The 21,475-nt window shown below is 71.5% G+C and carries 18 protein-coding genes; 17 read left to right on the top strand and 1 reads right to left on the bottom strand.

Going from position 1 to position 21,475, the window contains the following annotated elements:
* Window positions 1-24 precede the first annotated feature (24 nt).
* The 17 genes from PSU4_RS00155 (at window position 25) to PSU4_RS00075 (ending at window position 20,320) form a co-directional block, all read left to right on the top strand.
* Window positions 25-966, top strand: a complete 942-nt coding sequence (locus tag PSU4_RS00155) for a polysaccharide deacetylase family protein (RefSeq protein ID WP_147101290.1) — start codon at window positions 25-27, stop codon at window positions 964-966.
* Window positions 963-2,183 carry a CaiB/BaiF CoA transferase family protein gene (locus PSU4_RS00150; RefSeq protein WP_147101285.1) on the top strand — a complete coding sequence of 407 codons (1,221 nt, stop codon included), beginning with the start codon at window positions 963-965 and terminating at the stop codon, window positions 2,181-2,183. The genes PSU4_RS00155 and PSU4_RS00150 overlap by 4 nt, the downstream gene beginning before the upstream one ends.
* Window positions 2,184-2,194: 11 nt before the next feature.
* Entirely contained in the window at window positions 2,195-2,839 is a 645-nt protein-coding gene (locus tag PSU4_RS00145; protein WP_147101281.1) for an isochorismatase family protein, read from the top strand.
* Window positions 2,840-2,876: 37 nt separating this feature from the next.
* Complete coding sequence (locus PSU4_RS00140; protein WP_147101279.1) at window positions 2,877-4,049, top strand: sugar ABC transporter substrate-binding protein; 1,173 nt, start codon at window positions 2,877-2,879, stop codon at window positions 4,047-4,049.
* Window positions 4,050-4,084: 35 nt separating this feature from the next.
* Complete coding sequence (locus PSU4_RS00135) at window positions 4,085-5,680, top strand: sugar ABC transporter ATP-binding protein (protein ID WP_222596113.1); 1,596 nt, start codon at window positions 4,085-4,087, stop codon at window positions 5,678-5,680.
* Complete coding sequence (locus PSU4_RS00130) at window positions 5,680-6,711, top strand: ABC transporter permease (RefSeq protein WP_147101273.1); 1,032 nt, start codon at window positions 5,680-5,682, stop codon at window positions 6,709-6,711. Before PSU4_RS00135 ends, PSU4_RS00130 begins: the two co-directional genes overlap by 1 nt.
* Window positions 6,712-6,728: 17 nt before the next feature.
* Window positions 6,729-8,408, top strand: a complete 1,680-nt coding sequence (locus tag PSU4_RS00125) for a dihydroxy-acid dehydratase (RefSeq protein WP_147101270.1) — start codon at window positions 6,729-6,731, stop codon at window positions 8,406-8,408.
* On the top strand, window positions 8,405-9,253 hold the full coding sequence (locus PSU4_RS00120; protein ID WP_147101268.1) for an HpcH/HpaI aldolase/citrate lyase family protein: 849 nt from the start codon (window positions 8,405-8,407) through the stop codon (window positions 9,251-9,253). Before PSU4_RS00125 ends, PSU4_RS00120 begins: the two co-directional genes overlap by 4 nt.
* Window positions 9,250-10,044, top strand: coding sequence for an alpha/beta fold hydrolase (locus PSU4_RS00115; protein WP_147101265.1), 795 nt, complete (start codon window positions 9,250-9,252; stop codon window positions 10,042-10,044). The genes PSU4_RS00120 and PSU4_RS00115 overlap by 4 nt, the downstream gene beginning before the upstream one ends.
* Window positions 10,041-11,303: a polysaccharide deacetylase family protein gene (locus tag PSU4_RS00110; RefSeq protein WP_147101262.1), complete on the top strand. Its 1,263-nt coding sequence runs from the start codon at window positions 10,041-10,043 to the stop codon at window positions 11,301-11,303. The genes PSU4_RS00115 and PSU4_RS00110 overlap by 4 nt, the downstream gene beginning before the upstream one ends.
* A 69-nt stretch (window positions 11,304-11,372) precedes the next feature.
* Complete coding sequence (locus PSU4_RS00105) at window positions 11,373-12,101, top strand: FadR/GntR family transcriptional regulator (RefSeq protein ID WP_147101257.1); 729 nt, start codon at window positions 11,373-11,375, stop codon at window positions 12,099-12,101.
* Window positions 12,102-12,129: 28 nt separating this feature from the next.
* Window positions 12,130-13,530, top strand: coding sequence for an amidohydrolase family protein (locus PSU4_RS00100; protein ID WP_147101253.1), 1,401 nt, complete (start codon window positions 12,130-12,132; stop codon window positions 13,528-13,530).
* Window positions 13,531-14,210: 680 nt separating this feature from the next.
* Complete coding sequence (locus PSU4_RS00095; RefSeq protein ID WP_246114871.1) at window positions 14,211-15,362, top strand: sugar ABC transporter substrate-binding protein; 1,152 nt, start codon at window positions 14,211-14,213, stop codon at window positions 15,360-15,362.
* Window positions 15,363-15,473: 111 nt separating this feature from the next.
* Entirely contained in the window at window positions 15,474-17,039 is a 1,566-nt protein-coding gene (locus tag PSU4_RS00090; protein WP_147101244.1) for a sugar ABC transporter ATP-binding protein, read from the top strand.
* A 20-nt stretch (window positions 17,040-17,059) separates the two neighbouring features.
* On the top strand, window positions 17,060-18,118 hold the full coding sequence (locus PSU4_RS00085) for an ABC transporter permease (RefSeq protein WP_246114870.1): 1,059 nt from the start codon (window positions 17,060-17,062) through the stop codon (window positions 18,116-18,118).
* 4 nt (window positions 18,119-18,122) lie between these two features.
* Window positions 18,123-19,313, top strand: coding sequence for an MFS transporter (locus tag PSU4_RS00080; RefSeq protein WP_147101237.1), 1,191 nt, complete (start codon window positions 18,123-18,125; stop codon window positions 19,311-19,313).
* Window positions 19,310-20,320 (top strand): aldo/keto reductase, encoded by a 1,011-nt coding sequence (locus PSU4_RS00075; RefSeq protein ID WP_147101234.1) that lies wholly within the window; start codon window positions 19,310-19,312, stop codon window positions 20,318-20,320. Before PSU4_RS00080 ends, PSU4_RS00075 begins: the two co-directional genes overlap by 4 nt.
* Window positions 20,321-20,324: 4 nt before the next feature.
* On the opposite strand, the gene PSU4_RS00070 is transcribed toward PSU4_RS00075, so the two are convergent.
* On the bottom strand, window positions 20,325-21,317 hold the full coding sequence (locus PSU4_RS00070) for a hydroxymethylglutaryl-CoA lyase (protein WP_186816660.1): 993 nt from the start codon (window positions 21,315-21,317) through the stop codon (window positions 20,325-20,327).
* Between the last annotated feature and the right edge of the window lie 158 nt (window positions 21,318-21,475).

The following is a 21,475-nucleotide window of genomic DNA, read 5'->3' as shown; positions in this document are numbered from 1 at the left end:
CCTTACACAGCAGTGAGGACCCCGATGACCTTGCAGTTCACCGAAGCCGACGTGCCCGGCCCCCGGCGCGACCTCATCGGGTACGGCGCAACGCCCCCGGCCGTCGAGTGGCCGGGTGGGGCGAAGATCGCCGTCAACATCGTGGTGAACGCGGAGGAGGGCTCCGAGGTCTCGTGGGCCGCGGGCGACGCGCGCAACGAGGGCCTCGGCGAGATCCCGTACGGCATGCCGGCCGAGTACCGGGACCTGTGTGTCGAGTCGATCTACGAGTACGGGGCGCGGGCCGGTGTGTGGCGGCTGCTGCGGCTGTTCTCCGAGTACCGGGTCCCGACGACGTTCTACGCCGCGGCGGTCGCGTTCGAGCAGAACCCCGAGCTGGCGAAGGCCGTGGTCGCGGGTGGGCACGAGGTGTGCAGCCACGGCTGGCGGTGGGAGGAGCCGTGGACGCTGAGCCGCGACGAGGAGCGCGAGCACATGCTCGAGGCCATCGCGTCGTTCGAGCGGACGTGCGGCACCCGGCCCGTCGGGTGGTACTGCCGGTACGGCCCGAGCGTGCACACCCGTGAGCTGCTGGTGGAGGAGGGCGGGTTCCTCTATGACTCCGACGCCTACAACGACGACCTGCCCTACTACGTCAGCGTGGGCGACGAGCGCCAGCTCGTGGTGCCGTACACGATGGTCTACAACGACGTGAAGTACGCGATGCCGCCCGGCATGGCCAGCCCGACCGACTTCTTCGACGTCTGTGCCCGTGGTTTCGACGAGCTGTTGCGCGAGGGCCGGGGCGGGCATCCGCGGATGATGTCGATCGGTCTGCACCCGCGGTGGGCCGGCCAGGCGGGACGGACGTCGGCGTTGCGGGAGTTCATCGAGCACGCCCAGCAGCAGTCCGACGTGTGGTTCGCGACCCGCGAGCAGATCGCTCGGTTCTGGTTGGAGAACCACCCCGACGAGGGCGCCGCATGAGCGCCGCTCCCGGGGTCGAATCCGCAGGCGGCCCGCTGCAGGGCCTCAAGGTCGTCGACGCGGCGTCGATCTTCGCGGGCCCCGTCGCGGCGACGCTGCTCGCCGACTTCGGCGCCGACGTGCTCAAGGTCGAGCACCCGCGCGGCGACAGCCTGCGGTCGATGGGCTGGAACGTCGAGGGCGAGTCGCTGTTCTGGGCGCTGGTGTCGCGCAACAAACGCTGCGTCACCCTCAAGCTGTCGGCGCCCGAGGGCGCGGAGATCCTCAAGAAGATCGTCGCCGACGCGGACGTGTTCGTGGAGAACTTCCGGCCCGGCACCCTGGAGCGCTGGGGGCTGGGTCCCGACGTCCTGCACGAGATCAACCCGGGCCTGGTCATCCTGCGTACCACCGGGTTCGGCCAGACCGGCCCATACGCCAACCGGCCCGGGTTCGGCACGCTGGCCGAGGCCATGTCGGGGTTCGCCCACATCAACGGCTGGCCCGACAAGCCGCCGGCGTTGCCGCCGTTCGCGCTCGGCGACTGCATCGCGGGGTTCACCGGCTGCTTCGCGATCATGTTCGCGCTGTGGTGGCGCGAGCACGGCGGCAACGGCAAGGGCCAGGTCATCGACCTGTCGATCTACGAACCCATGTTCTGGATGCTCGGTCCGCAGACGATCCTCTACGACAAGACGGGCGAGGTCGTCGGCCGGTCGGGCAACCACACGCCCTACAGCGCGCCGCGCAACGCCTACCAGACCAAGGACGGCCGCTGGCTCGCCCTCTCGGCGACGGCGCAGTCGATCGCGGACCGCGTCGTGAAACTGGTCGGGCGACCCGATCTCGCGGAGCAGCCGTGGTTCACCGGCAACCCGGGACGCATCGCCCACACCGAGGAGCTCGATGACGCGATCGGCGGCTGGATCGGCGAACGCACCGCGGAGGAGGTGCTCGCGGAGTTCGAGACCGCGGAGGGCGCGATCGCCCCGGCCTACACCGCGGCCGACATCGTCGAGGACCCGCAGTACCTGGCGCGGGAGACCATCGTCCGGGTCCCGCACGAGGGGCTGGGTGACGTCCTGATGCAGAACGTGGTGCCCGTCCTGTCCGACACCCCCGGCAGGGTCCGGCACGCCGGCGCCCCCAAGGGGTCGAGCAACCACGAGGTCTACCGCGACCAGCTGGGGATGACCGACGAGCAGCTGGCGGCCCTCGAGGCCGACGGCGTGATCTGACGGGCGGACACATGAGCTTCGACGAGGTCGGCGAGTTCTACGCGCAGCGCGGCATCGGCGCGACCGGCGGCGTGGGCACACGGCCCGCGGTGCTGGTCGTCGACGTGTCGCGGGCGTTCACCTCGAGCGCCTACGGCGTCGGTGCCGACGACGTGCCCGCGGTCCCGCACATCGCCGGGCTGCTGGGCCACGCCCGCGACGCCGGGCTGCCGGTCGTGTTCACGACGATCGCCTACGCCCCGGGTGAGGACGGGGCGTCGTTCGCCGCGAAGGTCCCGGCGCTGCGCGAGCTGCGCACCGACGACCCCGCGGCCGTGGAGATCCATCCGGAGCTGGCCCGCCGGCCCGACGAGCTGGTGCTGGTCAAGAAGTTTCCGTCGGCGTTCTTCGGGACGCACCTCACGTCGTACCTGGTACAGCGTGGGGTCGACACCGTGGTCGTGACGGGCTGTTCGACGTCCGGATGCATCCGGGCGAGCGTGATCGACGCGGTGTCCTACGGGTTCCGTGTCGTGGTCCCCGAGGAGTGCGTCTTCGACCGGGCCGAGGAGCCGCACCGCGCGAACCTCTTCGACATCGGTTCGAAGTACGCCGACGTGGTGCCGCAGGACGAGGTGGAGAAGTACCTGGCGTCCAACGCCGACGGCGGCCGGTAGACCGGTCGTCGGACCCGTGCGCTCTCGAGGAGGAGAGATGCTGTCCAGCACTACGAAGAGACGGGTGGCGACGGCCGCCGCGGCCGTCGTGATGCTCGGCCTGGTGGCCGCCTGTTCGTCGGGTGGTTCGGAGTCGGGTGCCGCGGCCGCTGGTGGTGGCGGCGCGAACTGCGACCTGACGCAGGTCGGCGCGGCGCTCGACAAGCACTCGGCCGTCCCGACCTACACCGACCCGGGTCCGCCCGTCGACATGACGGCGGCCGAGGGCAAGACGATCTTCAACATTCAGGAGTCCAGCGCCAACCCGTTCACCCAGGCGCTGACGACCTCGATGACCGAGGCCGCGGGCAAGGTCGGGATGAAGGTCGTCGACTACCCGAACCAGGGTGACCGCACCCAGTGGATCCAGGGCATGAACGCGGCCATCGCGCAGAAGCCCGCCGCGATCACGCTGACCGGCGGCACGATCAGCCCGACCTACTTCCAGCCGCAGGCCGCGGCCGCGAAGGCGGCGGGCATCCCGATCATCACGGTGCTCAACGAGGACCTGACCCAGCCGCAGGGCCCCGAGGTCACCGCGCGCGTCGCGCAGCCCTACGACCTGGCCGCGCGTCTCTCGGCCGACTTCATCATCAAGGACACGAACTGCGCGGCGAACGTGCTGGTCCTGACATCGAAGGAGGTCATCGGCAGCCCGGCGTCGATCGACGCGACCAACGACGAGTTCGCCAAGTACTGCCCGGACTGCAAGCTGACGTTCCAGAACGTGTCGGTGCCGGACTGGTCGACCCAGATCACGAACATCACGCGCTCGGCCATCCAGGCCGACCCGAACATCAACTACATCATGCCGCTCTACGACTCCATGTCGCAGTTCGTCGTGCCCGGCATCCAGCTCGCGGGCGCGACCGGCAAGGTGCACATCTCCACGTTCAACGGCACCCCGTTCGTGCTGAAGATGATGCAGGACGCCGACGTCGTGAAGATGGACGTCGGGGAGAACCCGTCGCAGGTCGGGTACGCCGTCGTCGACCAGATCGGGCGCATCCTGTCCGGTCAGGGGCCGATCGCCTCCGGCGACGAGGGCATCCAGCTGCGGGTGTTCACGAAGGCCAACGTCAACGAGGCGGGCACCCCGCCCGAACTGGGCAAGGGCTACGGCGACTCCTTCGTCGAGAGCTACCTGAAGCTGTGGGGCAAGGCGCCCTGATGTCGGTTCCGGCGCACGCCGGCGGAGCGTCCCGCGTGGGCGCTCCGCCGGTCGTCGAGGCGCGTGGCGTCTCCAAGTCCTTCGCCGGGGTGCGGGTCCTCGACTCCGTCGACCTCGACGTCCTGCCCGGCGAGATCCACGGCCTGCTCGGGGAGAACGGCTCGGGCAAGTCGACGTTCATCAAGGTCCTCGCCGGCTTCCACGAGCCCGACCCGGGCAGCGGCTTGCGGATCAACGGCGAGGACGTGCCGCTGCCACTGGCCCCGGGCGCGTTCCGCGACTACGGGATGAGCTTCGTCCACCAGGACCTCGGGCTGATCACGAGCTTGTCGGTGCTGGAGAACCTGCGGCTCGGCACGTTCAGCCGGGCGCGGGACTGGGCCATCGGGTGGCGGCGGCAGCGGGCCGACGCGCGGACGTTGTTCGAGGAGTTCTCCGTCGACCTCGACCCGACGGCGCGTGTCGCCGACCTCGACGGCACGCAGCGGGCGCTGCTCGCGATCGTGCGGGCCGTCCACGAGATGCGGACGTTGCGCGGCGGCGCCCGCACCGGTCCCGGGATGCTGATCCTCGACGAGCCGACGGTGTTCCTGCCGGAGACGGGTCGCCGCCAGCTGTTCTCGCTGATGCGCGAGATCGCGGGCGGCGGCTCGGCCGTGCTGTTCGTGTCCCACGACCTCGACGAGGTCCGCGAGATCACCGACCGTGCGACGATCTTCCGCGACGGCAGGCTTCGGGCGACGGTGCAGACGTCGTCGGTGACCGACACCGAGCTCGTCGAGCTGATCATCGGCCGCGAGTTGCCCGAGCACGGCGGCGAGCGTGAGGACGTCGCACCCACCGCCGCGGACGCGACCGTCGTCGTCGACGACCTGTCCGACGAACGGGTCGAGTCGGTGTCGTTCGCGCTCGGCGACGGCGAGGTGCTCGGCATGACCGGGCTGCTCGGGTCGGGCTTCGAACGCATCCCGTACCTGCTGTTCGGGGCGTTCCCGGCCGCGACCGGGACGCTGCGCACCGGGGACGGGACGCTGTCGCTGCCCGCGATGGACCCGGTGAAGGCGATCGCGCACCGGATGGCGCTCATCCCCGCCGACCGGCAGAGCAACGGCAGCGTCGGCAGCATCAGCGTGCGGGACAACGCGATGCTGCAGGTCATCGACCGCTACACGACGTGGCGGGGACTCTCGCGTCCGCAGCTGGCCCGTGACTGCCAGGAGACCCTGGACCGGTTCGACGTGCGGCCGCCGATCCCCGGGATCGCCTACCAGTCGTTGTCGGGAGGCAACCAGCAGAAGGTGCTGCTGGCCAAATGGCTGGCCGCCGACCCGCGGGTGCTGCTGCTGCACGAGCCGACCCAGGGCGTCGACATCGGTGCCCGCGCGCAGATCTACGAGGTCGTCCACGACGCGGCCCGGTCGGGCTGCGCGGTGCTGTGCGCGAGCTCGGACTACGAGCAGCTGGCCGCCATCTGCGACCGTGTCCTGATCTTCGACCGGGGCCGCGTCGCCCGGGAGCTGCGGGGCGCCGACATCACGAAGGACCGCATCGCGCACGAGTGCTACACGCTCGCCGACCGCGCGGTCCCCGCAGGCCCGGTGGGGCCGACCGAAGGTGAGGGTGACGGGTGATGACCCGGACGAAGAACTCCGAGCCGGTGACCGACGTCGACGTCGCGTCCGGGAGGTCGGGGGGCGGCACGGTCGCCCGCTCGCTCGCGCAGCGGTTCTCCATCGTGATCGCGCTGGTCGTCGTCGTGGCGGTGTTCGGGTCGCTGCGGCCCGACACGTTCCTGACGACGTCGACGCTGCAGGGCATCCTCGGCTCGCAGGCCGTGCTCGTCGTCCTCACGTGTGCGCTGCTGATCCCGCTGACCGCGGGCGACTACGACCTGTCGGTCGCGGGCGTGCTCATGACGTCGCAGATGCTGGTCGGGGTCCTCAACGCCCAGCACGGGATGAACATCTGGCTGGTCATCGTCCTGTGCCTGCTCGCGGGTGTCGTGATCGGCCTGCTCAACGGCGGGTTCGTGCTGCTGTTCGGGGTCGACCCGTTCATCGTGACGCTGGGGACGGGCACGATCCTGTCGGGCGCGGTGCTCTGGCTGGGCGACTCCACGACGATCAGCGGCATCTCGACGGGCCTGACCGACTGGGTCATCGTCAACCGCTTCCTCGGGGTGCCGCTCGCGTTCTGGTACGGCCTGCTCATCACCGCGGGGCTCTGGTACTTCCTGGAGTACACCGCGGCCGGGCGACGGCTGCTGTTCGTCGGCCGTGGCCGTGCGGTGTCGCGGCTGTCGGGGCTGCGGGTCACCCGGATCCGGTGGGCCGCGCTGGTCGCGTCGGCCACGCTCGCGTCGCTGGCCGGCATCCTCTACGCCGGCACGACGGGCGCGGCGGACCCGGTGTCGGGCGAGGCGTTCCTGCTGCCGACGTTCGCCGCCGCGTTCCTGGGCTCGACGGCGATCCTGCCCGGCAAGTTCAACTCGTGGGGCTCGTTCATCGCCGTGTACTTCCTGGTCGCGGGCACCACGGGGCTCACGATGCTCGGCGCCCAGTCCTACGTGTCGGACCTGTTCTACGGCGGCGCGCTCGTCGTCGCGGTCTGCGCCTCGCGCTACAGCAGGCGCAAGGAAGTCAGGGAGTCAGGCTCCCTCTGAACACGGAAAGCAGCACCATGCCGTTCACCGAGCGCCCCAGCCGGGCGCTGTACGAGGGCCCGGAGCGCGCCGCGGCACGCTCCTACCTGCGCAACATCGGTTTCACCCCCGACGACCTGCGCAAGCCCGTCGTCGGGGTCGTCCACAGCTGGACGGGCACGATGCCGTGCAACCTCAACCACCGCGACCTCGCCGCGCACGCCTGCGACGGGTTGCGCGCCATCGGGTGCACGCCGATGGAGGTCAACACCATCGCGATCTCCGACGGGATCACGATGGGCACGCCGGGGATGCGGGCGTCGCTGGTGAGCCGCGAGCTCATCGCGGACTCGGTCGAGCTGGTGGCCCGGGGCCACATGTTCGACGGGATCGTCGGCATCGCGTCGTGCGACAAGACGGTGCCGGCCATGGCGATGGGCATGGCGCGCGTCGACCGGCCGTCGGTGCTGCTCTACGGCGGCACCATCCTGACCGGCCGGTTCCGGGGCCGGGTCGTCGCCGTGCACGACGTGTTCGAGGCGGTCGGCGCGCACGCCGCGGGCACGATCAGCGACGACGACCTCGACGAGATCGAGGCCGCGGCCTGCCCCGGTGCCGGGGCGTGCGGCGGGCAGTACACCGCCAACACGATGGCGATGGTCATGGAGGTGCTCGGCCTGTCGCCGGCGCGGGTCAACGGCATCCCGGCCGTGGACGCGGACAAGCCGTCGGCGGTGGCGGCGGCGGCCGCGCTCGTCGAGACGGCGGCGACGAAGGACCTGCGCCCCAGCAGGTTGCTCACCCGCCCCGCGTTCGAGAACGCCGTCGCCGCGGTCGCTGCCTCGGGCGGCTCGACCAACGCGGTGCTGCACCTGATCGCGCTGGCCGCCGAGGTCGGCGTCCCGCTGAGCCTCGACGACATCGACCGCATCTCGCGGCGCACCCCGCTGCTGTGCGACCTGATGCCCGGCGGCACCTACAGCGCAGCCGACCTGCACGCCGCCGGCGGGACGATGCTGCTGGTCGCCCGGCTGGTCGAGGGCGGGCTCGTCGACGGCTCGACGATGACGGTCACGGGCCGGACCCTCGCCGAGGAGGCGGCGGCCGCCACGGAGACCGACGGTCAGCGCGTCGTCGCACGCCTGGCCGAGCCGTTCGCCGCCGAGGGCGGGCTCGTCGTGCTGCGCGGCAACCTCGCGCCCGACGGCGCGGTCGTCAAGATCACCGCGCACACCCCGCGCTCCCACACCGGCACCGCGCGCGTCTTCGACGGCGAACGCGCCGCCCTCGACGCCGTCCTCGGCGGCGGCGTCGGGCCGGGGGACACCGTCGTCATTCGCAACGTCGGTCCGCGCGGTGGACCGGGCATGCCCGAGATGCTGCAGGTGACGTCGGCGATCGTGGGTCGCGGGCTCGGCGAGACGGTCGCGCTGGTCACCGACGGCCGGTTCAGCGGCGCGACCCGTGGTCTGATGGTCGGGCACGTCGCCCCCGAAGCTGCCGCCGGTGGGCCGATCGGGTTGCTGCGCAACGGCGACCGGATCGTCCTCGACGCCGACACCCGCACCATCGCCGTCGAGGCGGAGCTGTCCACCCGGACGCCACCGCCGCCGGCGGAACCGGAGTTCACCTCCGGTGTTTTTGCCAAGTACGCCGCCACGGTCGGGTCGGCGGCGACCGGCGCGACGACATCTCCCTGGAATGGAGCCCCCGTATGACCGACCCCCGCTCACTGCTGTTCGTGCCGGCCAACCGGCCCGACCGGTTCGAGAAGGCCTCCCGCAGCGGTGCCGACGCGGTGATCCTCGACCTGGAGGACTCGGTCGGGGTGAGCCAGAAGGCGGCCTCGCGCGACAACCTGCAGGCCGCCGCCGACCTCGCCGTCGCCGCAGGTCAGTCGGTGTACGTGCGGGTCAATCCCGTCGACACGCAGTGGCACGCCGAGGATCTCGCCGCCGCGGCCCGGATCGGCGCGCGCGGCGTGGTCGTCCCCAAGTGCGAGGACGCCGACGTCGTCGCCGGCATCGACCGCGACCTGGCCGCGGGGCTCGAGCTGGTGCTGATCCTCGAGACCGCCGCCGGGGTGCTCGACGCCGTCGCGCTGGCCCGCCCGACCGGCCGCGTCCGCCGGGTCTCCTTCGGCGCCTACGACTTCGCGCTCGACATGGGCGTCGTCCCCGAGCAGGCGCATCCGCTGATGACGTCGTCGCGCATCCACGTCGCGATGGCCGCCGCCGCCGCCGGGGTGCAGGCGATCGACACCGCGTTCGCCGACGTGCGCGACCCCGCCGCGATGCGCCGCCAGACCGAGGAGGCCCACGGGATGGGCTTCACCGGCAAGTTCGCGATCCATCCCGGCCAGGTGCCGATCGTCAACGAGGTGCTCTCGCCGAGCCCGGCCGAGATCGATGTCGCACAACGCATCGTGGCTGCCTTCGACGAGGCGGAGCGGGACGGGATCGCGGCGATCACCGTCGACGACAAGCTCGTCGACTACCCGATCGCCCAGCGCGCGCAGGCCACGCTGGAGCGGGCGGCGCAGTTCGGGCTGGTGACGTCGTGAGCACGACCGCGCGCAGGTCGGCGTCCGGCCTGGACCTGCACGTCCACACCGGCGACGGCTCCGGCGCGGCGCCGATCGTCGCGCTGCACCCGTGGTTCGGCTGCTGGCAGTTCTGGCTGCCCGTCGTCGAGCTGATGCCCGAGCGCGACTGGGTGCTCGTCGACATGTACTCGGGCGCCGCCACGATCCCCGCCGACGACAATGCCTTCGACGGTCTCGCCGCTGCGATCACCTCGGCGATCGAGGAGTACACCGACCAGCCCGTCGTGCTCATGGGCAACTCGACGGGCGGGCTGCTCGCGCAGGTCATCGCCATCGCCGGGCGGCCGCCGCTCGACTCGCTGGTGCTCGTCGGCACCGGCGCGACGGCGGCCGGGGTGAAGGCGCCGTTCCGGGCGACCCTGGGGGAGTGGCTCGACGCGGGCGGCGACGCCGCGCCGGCTTCGACCGCCGCGGTCGTGCGGTCGCTGGTGTACCGCGACCCGCCCGCCGCCGACATGGCGCTCTACGCCGAGGCCGTCGAGACCGCCGACTACCCGTTCCTGTCTGCTGTGCTGCGCGGCGTGCTGGGGGGCGACGTCGTCGACGGGCTGCCGCAGATCTCGGTTCCGACGCTGGTGATCCGGGGTGCCGAGGACGCCGCCCGCACCGAGGAGCACGTCGCCACGCTGATGGCGGGAATCCCGGACTGCCGGGCCGTCGAGATCCCGTTCGCCGGGCACTCGCCGCAGGTCGACACCCCGGCCGAGGTCGATGCCGCGCTCCGGGACCTGTTGGGGGGCAGGGCATGACGGGTCCGGGCGGGCGCGACGTCGTCGGTTACGGGCCGAACCCGCCGACGCGGCGGTGGCTCGGCGACGACCGGCTCGCGATCTCGCTCGTCGTCAACTACGAGGAGGGCTCGGAGCGGTCGCTGCCCGCGGGGGACGCCACGCAGGAGGCGCTGACGGAGTGGGGCGCCTACCCGTTCCCCGACGGCGTGCGGAACCTCGCGATGGAGTCGATGTACGACTACGGATCCCGGGTCGGCGTGTGGCGGATCCTCGACGTGCTGCGCCGCCACGGCGTGCCCGCGACGTTCTTCGCGTGCGCGCAGGCGTTCGAGATGGCCCCGGCCGTCGCGGAGGCGGTCGTCGCCGCGGGGCACGAGGTGTGCAGCCACGGCTGGCGCTGGGAGGAGGTGTGGTCGCTCTCCGAGGAGGAGGAGCGCGAGCACATCCGGATGGCCGTCGAGTCGCTGGAACGCGCGACCGGAAGCAGGCCCGTCGGCTGGTACTGCCGGTACGGGCCCAGCGAGCGGACGCGGCGGCTCGTCGTCGAGGAGGGCGGGTTCCTCTACGACTCCGACTCCTACGCCGACGACGTGCCCTTCGAGGTCGACGTCGACGGCACGTCGCACCTGGTCGTGCCCTACACGGCGGACACGAACGACATCCAGTTCTGGCTCGCCGACCCGCTCGCGACCTCGAAGCAGTTCTTCACCTACCTCAAGGACGCCTTCGACACGCTCTACCGGGAGTCGGCGCAGGCGCCGCGGATGATGTCGGTGGGCCTGCACTGCCGGATCATCGGCCGCCCCGCGCGGATCGCGGGCCTGGAACGGTTCGTCGAGTACGCCTCGGGGTTCGACGGTGCCGTGTTCACGACGCGCGAGCGCATCGCCCGCGGCTGGCTCGCCTCCGGGGACCCTGTACCGGCGCCCGTCACCGTGCTGCCCGCGGAGCCGGCGGGCGACGGCTCGTGGGCGCGGATGATCGTCGACGCCGACTCGGTGCCGGGCGCGACCACGACGCTGGGGCGCTCGCACGTGCTCCCCGGTGGGTCGACGCCGATGATCCGGCACACGACCGAGGAGGTCTGCCTGGTCGTGGAGGGGTCCGGGGTGCTGCGCACCGACCTCGGCGACGTCGCGTTCACCGCGGGCGACGCACTGCACATCCCGGCCGGGCGGCCGCACGCGATCGTCAACACGGGCGACGTCCCGACCGGGATGGTGTTCTCGTTCCCGGGCGCCCGGCGACCGCGGACCGAGGATGTCCCGTGTCGGTGATGGGGCGTGTCCCGAATAGCGACGACTAACCTCTTGTCGGGTCGGACCGCAGAGGTCTAACCTCTCGCCATGCAGAGGACGGGCCAATCGCGAACGCGGCTGTACGTCGCCGTGGCCCAGCAGCTGCTCACGGCCATCGCCACCGGGGAGTACCTCCCGGGGACCCGGCTGCCGGGCGACCGTGACCTGGCCGAGCGCCTCGACGTCTCCCGCGCCACCGCGCGGGAGGCGATCCTCGCGCTCGAGCTCGTCGGCGCGGTCGAGGTCCGCCACGGCGACGGCACCTACGTGCGCGCCCACCCGGCGGTCGAGGCCATCGAGGAAACAGCGCTCGACGTCGCCCCGCGTGAGCTGATCGAGGCCCGCCGCAGCGTCGAACCCGCCGTCGCGGCCCTGGTTGCGACGCGGGTCGACACCGACACGATCACCCGGTTGCAGCGCATCGTCGACGAGTCCGCCGAGATCGTGGCCGACCCCGCCGCGCTGACGCGGTTCCTCGCGCTGGGCCTGAGCTTCCACGCCGAGCTGGCGCTGGGCTGCGGCAACACCATCCTGTCCGGGATCGTCGGCCAGTTCGTCAGCGCCGAGTCGCACCCGCTGTGGGTGCTGATCAACCAGCTGGCCGTCAGCTCGATGGCCGCGCGGCAGGGCCAGCTCGACGACCACCGCCGCATCGTCGCCGCCATCCGTGCCGGCGACACCGCCGAGGCGTCGCGGGTCATGACCGACCATCTCGCGGCCGTCGACACCGTGATCTTCCATCCCGCGGCGAGTGAGGCCGCCCCACCCGCGAGCTGATTCGCCCCAGAGCCGAGGAGAGTCACCCATGAGCGCGCCCGCGCACGCCGACCTGGTCGTCCACGGCGGCACCGTCGTCAACGCCGGAGGCAGCGGCCCGGCGACGGTCGTCGTCTCCGGTGGCCGCATCGTCGCGGTCCAGGACCCGTCGCTGCCGCTGCCCCCGCACGAGCGCGCGATCGACGCCACCGGCTCGCTCGTGCTGCCCGGCGGTGTCGACCCGCACTGCCACATCGGGCAGCGCCTCGGCGAGTACGCCGCACTCGACGACTACGAGTCGGCCAGCATCGCCGCGCTGTGGGGCGGCACGACGACCGTCATCGACTTCGCGATCCCCGACCCCGGCCAGCGCCCGATCGACGCCGTCACCGAGCGTCGCAAGCTCGCCGAGATCTCGCGCTGCGACACCGCGCTGCACGGCTGCGTCATCGACTGGGACGACACGACCCCGGCCCAGATCGCCGAGATGGCCAACACCGGGGTGCGGACGATCAAGCTGTTCACGACGTACAAGGACGTCGTCATGGCGGGCCCCGACACGGTGCTGGAGGTGCTGCGCACCCTGCACGCCCAGGGCGGCATCGCCTACGTGCACGCCGAGGCCAACCACGTAATCGAGGACGCGCAGGCGCTCGCGGTCGCGGCGGGCGAGGCGGCCGCGGGCCACATGCCACGCACCCGCCCGGAGCTCGCGGAGGCGTCGGCGGTGTCGCAGGTGCTGGCCACGGCCGAGCACGTCGACGCGCCCGTCTACTTCGTCCACCAGACGACGGCCGAGGCGGTCGACCTGGTCCGCGCGGCTCGTCGGCGCGGGGTGCGTGCCTACACCGAGACGTGCCCGCACTACCTGTACCTCGACGAGCGCACCTACTCGTCGGAGCATCCCGAGCGGTTCGTCTGCTGTCCGCCGCTGCGCGCGCCGGAGACGGTCGCGGCGCTGCGGTCCCGCGCGCTCGTCGGCGACATCGACACGCTCGGCTCGGACCACTGCTGCTACTCGGCGAGCCAGAAGACCGAGCACTCCCACGACGTGCGGGTCATGCCCAACGGGCTGCCGGGCGTCGAGACGCGGCTGGCGGTCACGTTCACGCAGCTCGTCGTGCGCGGCGGGATGCCGGTGGAGCGGTTCGTCGGCATGTTCGCGACGAACCCGGCCCGGCTCAACGGTCTCACCGGCAAGGGTGTCGTCGCCGCCGGTCACGACGCGGACCTCGTGGTCGTCGACCCGGCCGCACGCCGCAGCGCCCGCACCGGCGACCTGCACATGGCCACCGACTACACGCCCTACGAGGGCGAGGAGCTGGCCGGCTGGCCGTCGGTCGTCGTGAGCGGCGGGCGTGTGGTGCTGGACGCCGACGGCTTCCACGACCCCGGCCCTGTCGGCCGTGCGCTCGAGGCCGACGCGATGCCCGACCACCTCATCACCTGACGTTCGTTCCACCGTCCAGCTCGTCCGCAGGAAGGCACGCCCGACACGCGCACGCGACACCGTTCGGAGTCCGACATGAGCAGCTCGGCCACCGCGCCCCGGCCAGGACCGTCGTCCGACGGCGCCGGTTCGTGCGCGGCGGCAGGGCCTTCGCGCTCGCCGGGTCCCGGCCGGGGTCCGGCGAGGACCCGTACGCCCGCCGGCGCCGCTGCGTTCGGCATGTTCACGATGGTCGGCGCCATGGCCGTGGTCATGGCGGCGGCGGTCCGCTCCGGACCCAGGCGGGGCAGCTCGCCCGACGACATCACCGAGTTCACCGGGACCGGCCGGGTGTGAGCGGGCGGCCGCTCCGCGCAGGAGCGGTCCCGCGGTCACGGCGCCGTCGTGGCACCGGCCGGAGACGACATCCCGACACCTGCGGACGGTTCGGCGACGCCCGCGGAACGGCTCTGCGCGCCCGAGCAACCACGCCGGGACGTGGAGTGGCTGCGCGCTGTAGCGGTTCCAGATTGCATACCGAACGGGCACAGTCACCGCCTGCTTACGAAACTCAACAGTTACAAAACGGTCGCCAGATCTGTTGACTGAAGAGCAGAAACCCGCTTCGATTGGCCGATCGGGGGACTGAATCTGGTCCGAGAAGAGGGCAGCACATGTATACACGTAGAGCCCGGCGCTGGGTGGCAGGAGCAATCGCCGCCGTCGCCGTGGTGGCACTTGCCGCCTGCTCCAAGGGCGGGTCCACATCGACGTCGACCGACACCAACGCGTCGGCGGCCGCCGTGCCGCAGGCGGTGACCGACCTGATCGCGAAGTACAGCGGTCCGTCGACGTTCACCGCGCCCGGCCCGCCGATCGACGTCACGCCCCTCAAGGGCAAGAAGATCTTCGACATCCCGTCGGTCCCGAACCCGTTCGTGCAGTCCATCTCGGCCTCCATGAAGGAGGCGGCCGAGAAGGCGGGCATGACCTACACGAAGTTCGACAACCAGGCCCAGGTCTCCCAGTGGGTCCAGGGCATCAACCAGGCGATCGCGTCCAAGCAGGACATCATCGTCCTCAACGGCGCGCCCGACCCCCGCGCGCTCGGGCCGCAGCTGCAGGCCGCGAAGGCCGCCGGCATCCCCGTCATCGTGATGCACTTCCACGACAACGACATGCCGGCCGTGCCCACGTGTGAGGGCTGCACCGACATCACCGCCACGGTGACCGCCCCGTTCAACGAGGCAGGCAGGGCTGCGGCCGCCTGGATGATCAAGGACTCCGGCGGTGCGGCGAACGTGCTGATCGTCGGCGGCAGCGACATCCTGCCCAGCCCCGGCACCATCAAGGCGATGCAGGACGAGTTCGCCGCGAACTGCTCCGGCTGCTCCAACACCGTCATCAACATCCCCGTGGCGGACTGGAACACCAAGACCCAGGGCATCGTGCAGTCGGCCCTGCAGTCCAACCCGAAGGTCAACTACGTCTACGTGCTCTACGACGCCATGGTCGCCGGTGCGATCCCCGCGGTGCAGACGCTGGCCAAGACCGGCCAGGTCAAGATCACGAGCTACAACGGGTCGCCGTACGCGCTCGACGCGATCCGCCAGTCCAACGGCGACCTCGTCGCCATGAACGTCGGCGAGGACACCCCCGGTATCGGCTACGCGACGATGGACCAGGTCTTCCGGGTCCTGCTCGGCCAGCAGCCGGTCGCGGAGCGCACGCCGATCCGCATCTGGGACAAGACCAACGTCGCCGAGGCCGGCACCCCGGCCGAGGCCGGCGTGGGCTACGGAAACGCCTACACCTCCGGGTTCCTCAAGCTGTGGGGCCTGGGCGGCGCCTGACCGTCGCGTGAAAACCGCTCCCTGACGATCCCGGGCCGGCCGCCCCACGCGGCCGGTCCGGGACTCGGGTGATCAGCCCCTTCCACCGCGTGCCTGCCGAGGAGGACAGACATGACGAACCCGACGACCCCGCTCGTCCGGATCCGTGGGCTCACCAAGATCTTCGGTGGCCAGCGTGCCCTCGACGGCGTCGACCTCACGATCATGCCGGGTGAGGTGCACGGGCTGCTGGGGGAGAACGGGTCGGGCAAGTCGACCCTGATCAAGGTCCTGTCCGGGTTCCACACCCCGGACGGGGGCACCCTCGAGGTCGCCGGCCGCGACGTGCCGCTCCCGCTGCTGCCGGGCCAGCACCGCAGCCTCGGTTTCGAGTTCGTCCACCAGGACCTGGGACTCGTGCCGTCGCTGTCGGTCACCGAGAACCTGATGCTGGGCGAGATCGCCGCGTCCCGGAAGGCCGCCTACTCCTGGCGTGCCGCCCGCGAACGCGCCGCGAAGATGTTCGCCCGCTACGACGTCGACATCGACCCCGACGCCACCGTCGAGCGGATCCGTCCCGTCGACCGGGCGATGCTCGCGATCGTGCGTGCCGTGGAGAGCATCCGCGACGGTGCCGCCGCCTCCGGCGACGCCGGGGCGAACATGCTCGTCCTCGACGAGCCGACGGTCTTCCTGCCCAAGCAGGAGGTCGGCCAGCTGTTCTCGCTGGTCAAGCGCATCACCTCCGACGGGTCGAGCGTCCTGTTCGTCTCCCACGACCTCGACGAGGTCCGCGAGATCACCGACCGCGTCACCGTCCTGCGCGACGGCCACACCTCCGGCAGCGCCGTCACCAGTGAGACCTCCGGCCGCGAGCTGGTCACGATGATCATCGGCCGTGAGCTCGCCGAGCATCCGCACGAGACCTCGGCCACCACGGCAACCGGCCGCGACGTGGTGCTGTCGGTGCGGGGGCTGTCCCACGGCCCGCTGCAGGACGTCTCGTTCGACCTGCACGAGGGCGAGGTGCTCGGCTTCGCGGGGCTCGTCGGCTCCGGGTACGAGGAGGTCGTGTACTCGCTGTTCGGCGCCTCACCCGGTGCCACCGGCGCGATCAGCGCGGGCGACCGCACGGTCGACATCGCGAACCTGACGCCGCGGCGCGCCATGTCGCTGGGCATGGCGCTCGTCCCCGGGGACCGCAAGAACGCCGGCAGCGTCGGCACCCTCTCCCTCGGCGAGAACATGAACCTGACGGTGCTCGACCGGTACTTCCGCGGCTGGCGGCTGCGGCACGGGACGATGCGCGACAACGTCCGCCAGCTCGTCACCGAGTTCGACGTCAGGCCGGCCCTGCCGGACCTGGAGTACGGGTCGTTCTCCGGCGGCAACCAGCAGAAGGCCCTGATGGCCAAGTGGCAGCAGATTCAGCCGAAGGTGCTGCTGCTGCACGAACCGACCCAGGGCGTCGACGTCGGTGCGCGCCAACAGATCTTCGACATGATCCGGGGCAGCACCGCCACCGGCGCGACGATCTGCGCCAGCTCCGAGTACGAGCAGCTCGAGACCATCTGCGACCGCGTCGGCATCTTCGTGCGCGGCCGGCTCGTCACCTTCGTGACGGGCGACGACATCACCAAGGCCCGCATCGCCGACCTGTGCCACGGACAGGCGTCGGCACCCGTCCCGGCCCCATGAACGAGGAGAGAGGCGCCGACATGACGACCGTGCGCAAGGACGTCGAGACCCCCGAGGCGGCGGGGCCGTCCACCGACACCGCCGCCGGCACGGCGGCCGACCCCGCCGAGAAGGCGGCCCGGCGCCGGCCCACGGGCCGGCTCGAGGCGATGGCGCTGCCGCTCACGTGGCTCGCCGTGATCATCGTCTTCAGCATCGTCGAGACCGACACGTTCTTCACCTCGGCCAACGCCGCGTCGATCCTGGCCTCGCAGGCCGTGCTCGTCGTGGTGACCCTGGGCCTGATCGTGCCGCTCATCGCGGGCGACTTCGACCTGTCGATCGGCGCCGTCGTCGGCATGTCGGCGCTGATCATCGCGATCCTCAACGCCCAACACGGGTGGAGCATCTGGGCGGCGATCCTCGTCGCGCTGATCGCGGGCATCGTCGTCGGGTTGGTCAACGGGGCGCTGACGGTGCTGCTCGGCATCGACAGCCTCATCGTCACCCTCGGCATGAGCACGCTGCTGGCCGGTGTGGCGCTGTGGATCAGCGGCGCGAACACCATCACCGGCGTCGACCAGACCCTGATCGACATCGTGATCTCCTACCGCCTGTTCGGAATCCCGCTCGAGTTCTACTACGCGATCATCTTCGCCCTGATCCTCTGGTACGTGTTCGCGTTCACCCCGCTCGGCCAGCGGTTGCTCGTCGTCGGCCGCAACCGCGAGGTCGCCCGGCTCTCGGGCATGCGGGTGTCGACGCTGCGCATCGGCGCGCTGGTCACGTCGGCGTTCGTCGCCGCGCTGGGCGGCGTGCTCATCGCGGGCACCTCCGGCTCCGCGGGCCCGACCACCGGTCTGGACCTGCTGCTGCCGGCGTTCGCGGCGGCGTTCCTCGGATCGACGACGATCAAGCCCGGCCGGTTCAACCCGTGGGGCACGGTGATCGCGGTGTACTTCCTCGTCACCGGCATCACGGGTCTGCAGCTGCTGGGCCTGCAGTCGTTCGTGCAGAACATCTTCTACGGTGGCGCGCTCATCCTCGCCGTGTCGTTCTCGCAGATCATCCGGCGCCGCCGGATGAAGCGCGGCGTCTGACGAGGTGCCGGTACGCCCACCCTTCGCCCTCCGTGAGGGTGTCGCACTCTCGGTACTGGCCCTGGCGGCCGGCGGCTTCGCGGTCGTCGGCGCCTCGGCCAACGCACCACTGATCCAGGCCGACCTCGGCCTGTCCGAGGTGGGCGTCGGCGCGATCGCGTCGGTCGCCTACCTCGGCGCCATGCTCACCGCGCGTCCCGCCGGGCGGGCCACCGACCGGTTCGGCCCCGCCGTCGTCCTCGCGACGGGACTGCTCGTCCTGGCCGCGGGGGTCGCCGTCGTCGCGACCGCACCCGCCGCCGTCGCGTTCTACGCCGGGATCGCGGTCGCGGGACTCGGCTACGGCATCGTCAACCCGCCGACGAACGTCCTCGCCAACCCCGGCCGCGCGCAACGCCGCGGGCTCGTCATGAGCGTCAAACAGGCGGGCGTGCCGCTCGGCGGCATCCTCGCCGGCGCGGTGCTCCCCGCCCTGGGCTCGGTGCACGGCTGGCGGTGGGCCGCCGTCGTCCCGCTCGCGACGTGCGCGCTCGCCGGCCTGCTCATCGCGGCGCGCGGCCGGGTGCGGTCGTCGACGGCAGGATCGGGTGCGGCGCTGCTGCGTCCCGACCTGCGGATGCGCCTGCCCCACGGCTACGGCTACGGGTTCGTGATGGCGGGCGCGCAGGTGAGCATCTTCGCGTTCACCACCGTCTACCTCGTCGCCGACCGCGGCCTGTCGGTCGCGGAGTCCGGCTTCGGGGTGGCGTTGCTGCTGGCGGGCGGGGTGTGCGGGCGCCCGCTGTGGGGCTGGTTCTCCGACCTGCACCCCGAGCTGCGGCTGCGCCACCTGCAGGTGGTGTCGGCGCTGGGCGCAGTCGCCGTGACCCTGCTCTGGGTGGTGCCCGCCGGCCTGCTGCCGGTGGCCCTGCTCGTCGTCGGGCTGTGCGCGGTCGGCTGGAACGGCGTCTACGTCGCCGCGATCGCCGAGGCCGCCGAACCGGGCGAGGTCGGCACCACCACCGGCGCGTCGCTGACGCTGATCAACCTGGGTGCCGTCGCGTGCCCGTTGCTGATCGGGTTCGTCGTGTCGCTGGCCGGCCACTGGTCCTGGGGCTGGGTCGTGTGTGCCGCGCTGAACCTCGCCGGTGCGGGGATCGTCGCGGCCTCGCGCGCCGCGCCTGTCGCCGCGCTCGAACCTTCGGAGGAGACATGACCGTCGTGGACCGGGACTGGGCCCTGCTGGGCCGCACCGGACTGCCGATCACCCGCTTCACCCTCGGCACCGCGACGTTCGGTGGCCAGTGCGACGAGACGCAGTCGCACGCCATCCTCGACCGAGCCGACGACCTCGGCATCGCCGTCCTCGACACCGCCGACAAGTACCCCATCGGCAGCGACTGGGACCGGGCCGGCGTCACGGAGGAGATCGTCGGCAGCTGGCTCGCCGACGGGCGGCGCGACCGGTTCCTGCTGGCCACGAAGGTGCACGGGCGGACCGGGCCGCGGCCGTGGGACGGCGGCCTGTCGCGCAAACACGTCGTCGAGGCCGCGGAGGCGTCGTTGCGGCGGCTGCGCACCGACCGCATCGACCTCTACCAGCTGCACCGCCCCGACCCGGCGACGCCGATCGAGGAGACCCTGCACGCCCTCGACGACCTCGTCACCGCGGGGAAGGTCCGCTACGTCGCGTGCTCGAACTTCCTCGCCTACCAGGTGGCTCGCGCCCTCGGGCGCAGTGCCCTGCACGGCTGGGCGGCGTTCGCGTCGGTGCAGGCGCGGTACAACCTGCTGTTCCGCGAGCACGAGCGCGAGCTGTTCCCGCTGTGCCGCGAGGACGGGCTGGGAGTGCTGGCCTACAACGCCCTGGCGGGCGGGATGCTCACCGGCAAGCACCGTCGCGAGGGCGGCACCGCCGACGGCACCCGGTTCACCGACGCCGGCGCGGGCGCGCTCTACCGCGGCCGGTACTGGCACGACGACGCGTTCGACGCCGTGGCCCGCATCCGGGAGCTGGCCGACGCCGCGGGCCTGACGATGCCCGTGCTGGCGACGGCGTGGCTGCGGTCGCGGCCCGGCGTGACGTCGGTGATCCTCGGCGCGACCCGCCCCGACCAGCTCGACCTCGCCGCCGCGGCGGCGGACGTCGAGCTCGACGAGTCGTTGCTCGCCGAGCTCGACGCCCTGACCGCGCGGTTCCGGACCGGCGACGCGATCCAGTGAGCTCCTACTTCTGCAGGGCCGAGTTCCCGCGGGCCGGCGCGTCGATGTGCTGCAGGGCCAGCTCGTGGAACTCCTGGTAGGTGCCGTACTTCGACACCCGGCCGTAGGTGGGCAGGCCGATGATCTCGGCGGTCCGCTCGGCCGCCTTGCGCACTGCGCCCAGGTCCACCCCGGTCGGGATGCCCATCTCGTCGAACATGTTGACGACGTCCTCGGTCGGCACGTTGCCCATGCCCAGCACCGACACCGGCATCGAGATGCCGCCGCCGTAGCCGCCCGCGCACGTCTCGAACAGGGTGGCACCGTTGTCGAACGCGGCCACGATGTTGGCCAGCGCCATGCCCGTCCGGTCGTGCATGTGCATGCCCAGCGTCAGCTCCGGCCAGCGCGACGTGATCGCCTTGACCCGCTTGCCGACCATCCGCGGGTTCGCCATCCCGATGCTGTCGGCGATGCTCACCTCGGTGATCCCGAAGCCGACGAACGTCTCGATCAGGCCGAGGATGTGCTCCTCGGACTGCTCGCCCTCGTAGGGGCACAGGAAGCAGCAGCCCATGCTGACGTTGACCACGACGTCCTTCTCGGACTTCGCCAGCTCGGTGATCTGGCGGATCTGCTCGACGTTCTCGGCGAGCGTCATGTTCGAGTTCTTCTTGTTGTACGTCTCGCTCGCGACGATCAGCGCCGACAGCTTGGTGCAGCCCGCCGCGATGGCACGCTGGGCGCCGCGCAGGTTGGGCACCAGCGCGCGGTAGACCGTGCCGGGACGGTCGGGCAGCCGCTGCACGACCTCGCTCGCGTCGGCCAGCATGGGGATGACCTTCGGGTGGACGAACCCGGTGACCTCCAGCTCGGGGATGCCCGCGTCGGCGAGCATCTCGATGAGCTCGAGCTTCTCCTCGGTCGTCGGGACGTGCCAGTCCGACTCGTAGACCATCGTCTGCAGCCCGTCGCGCAGCAGGACCTCGACGATGCGGGCCTGGGGCTCCTCGGCCATGCGGGCGTCCTCTCGGTGGGTGGTGATTCCCGCTGAATGTATACGATCGCCTCCGCCGAGGCCATGGTTTCGGCGCGTGGTCCTCTTTGCCGAATCGGGCACTCGATCAGGCTTTTCTCGATATCGAACGATGTGCGAGGGTGAACGTGCGGCACGGG

The sequence above is a fragment of the Pseudonocardia sulfidoxydans NBRC 16205 genome (assembly GCF_007989085.1).
Classification (GTDB): Bacteria; Actinomycetota; Actinomycetes; order Mycobacteriales; family Pseudonocardiaceae; genus Pseudonocardia; species Pseudonocardia sulfidoxydans.
The sequence above is the reverse complement of the archived record's forward strand: the minus strand, read 5'-3'. Positions and strand labels throughout refer to the sequence as shown.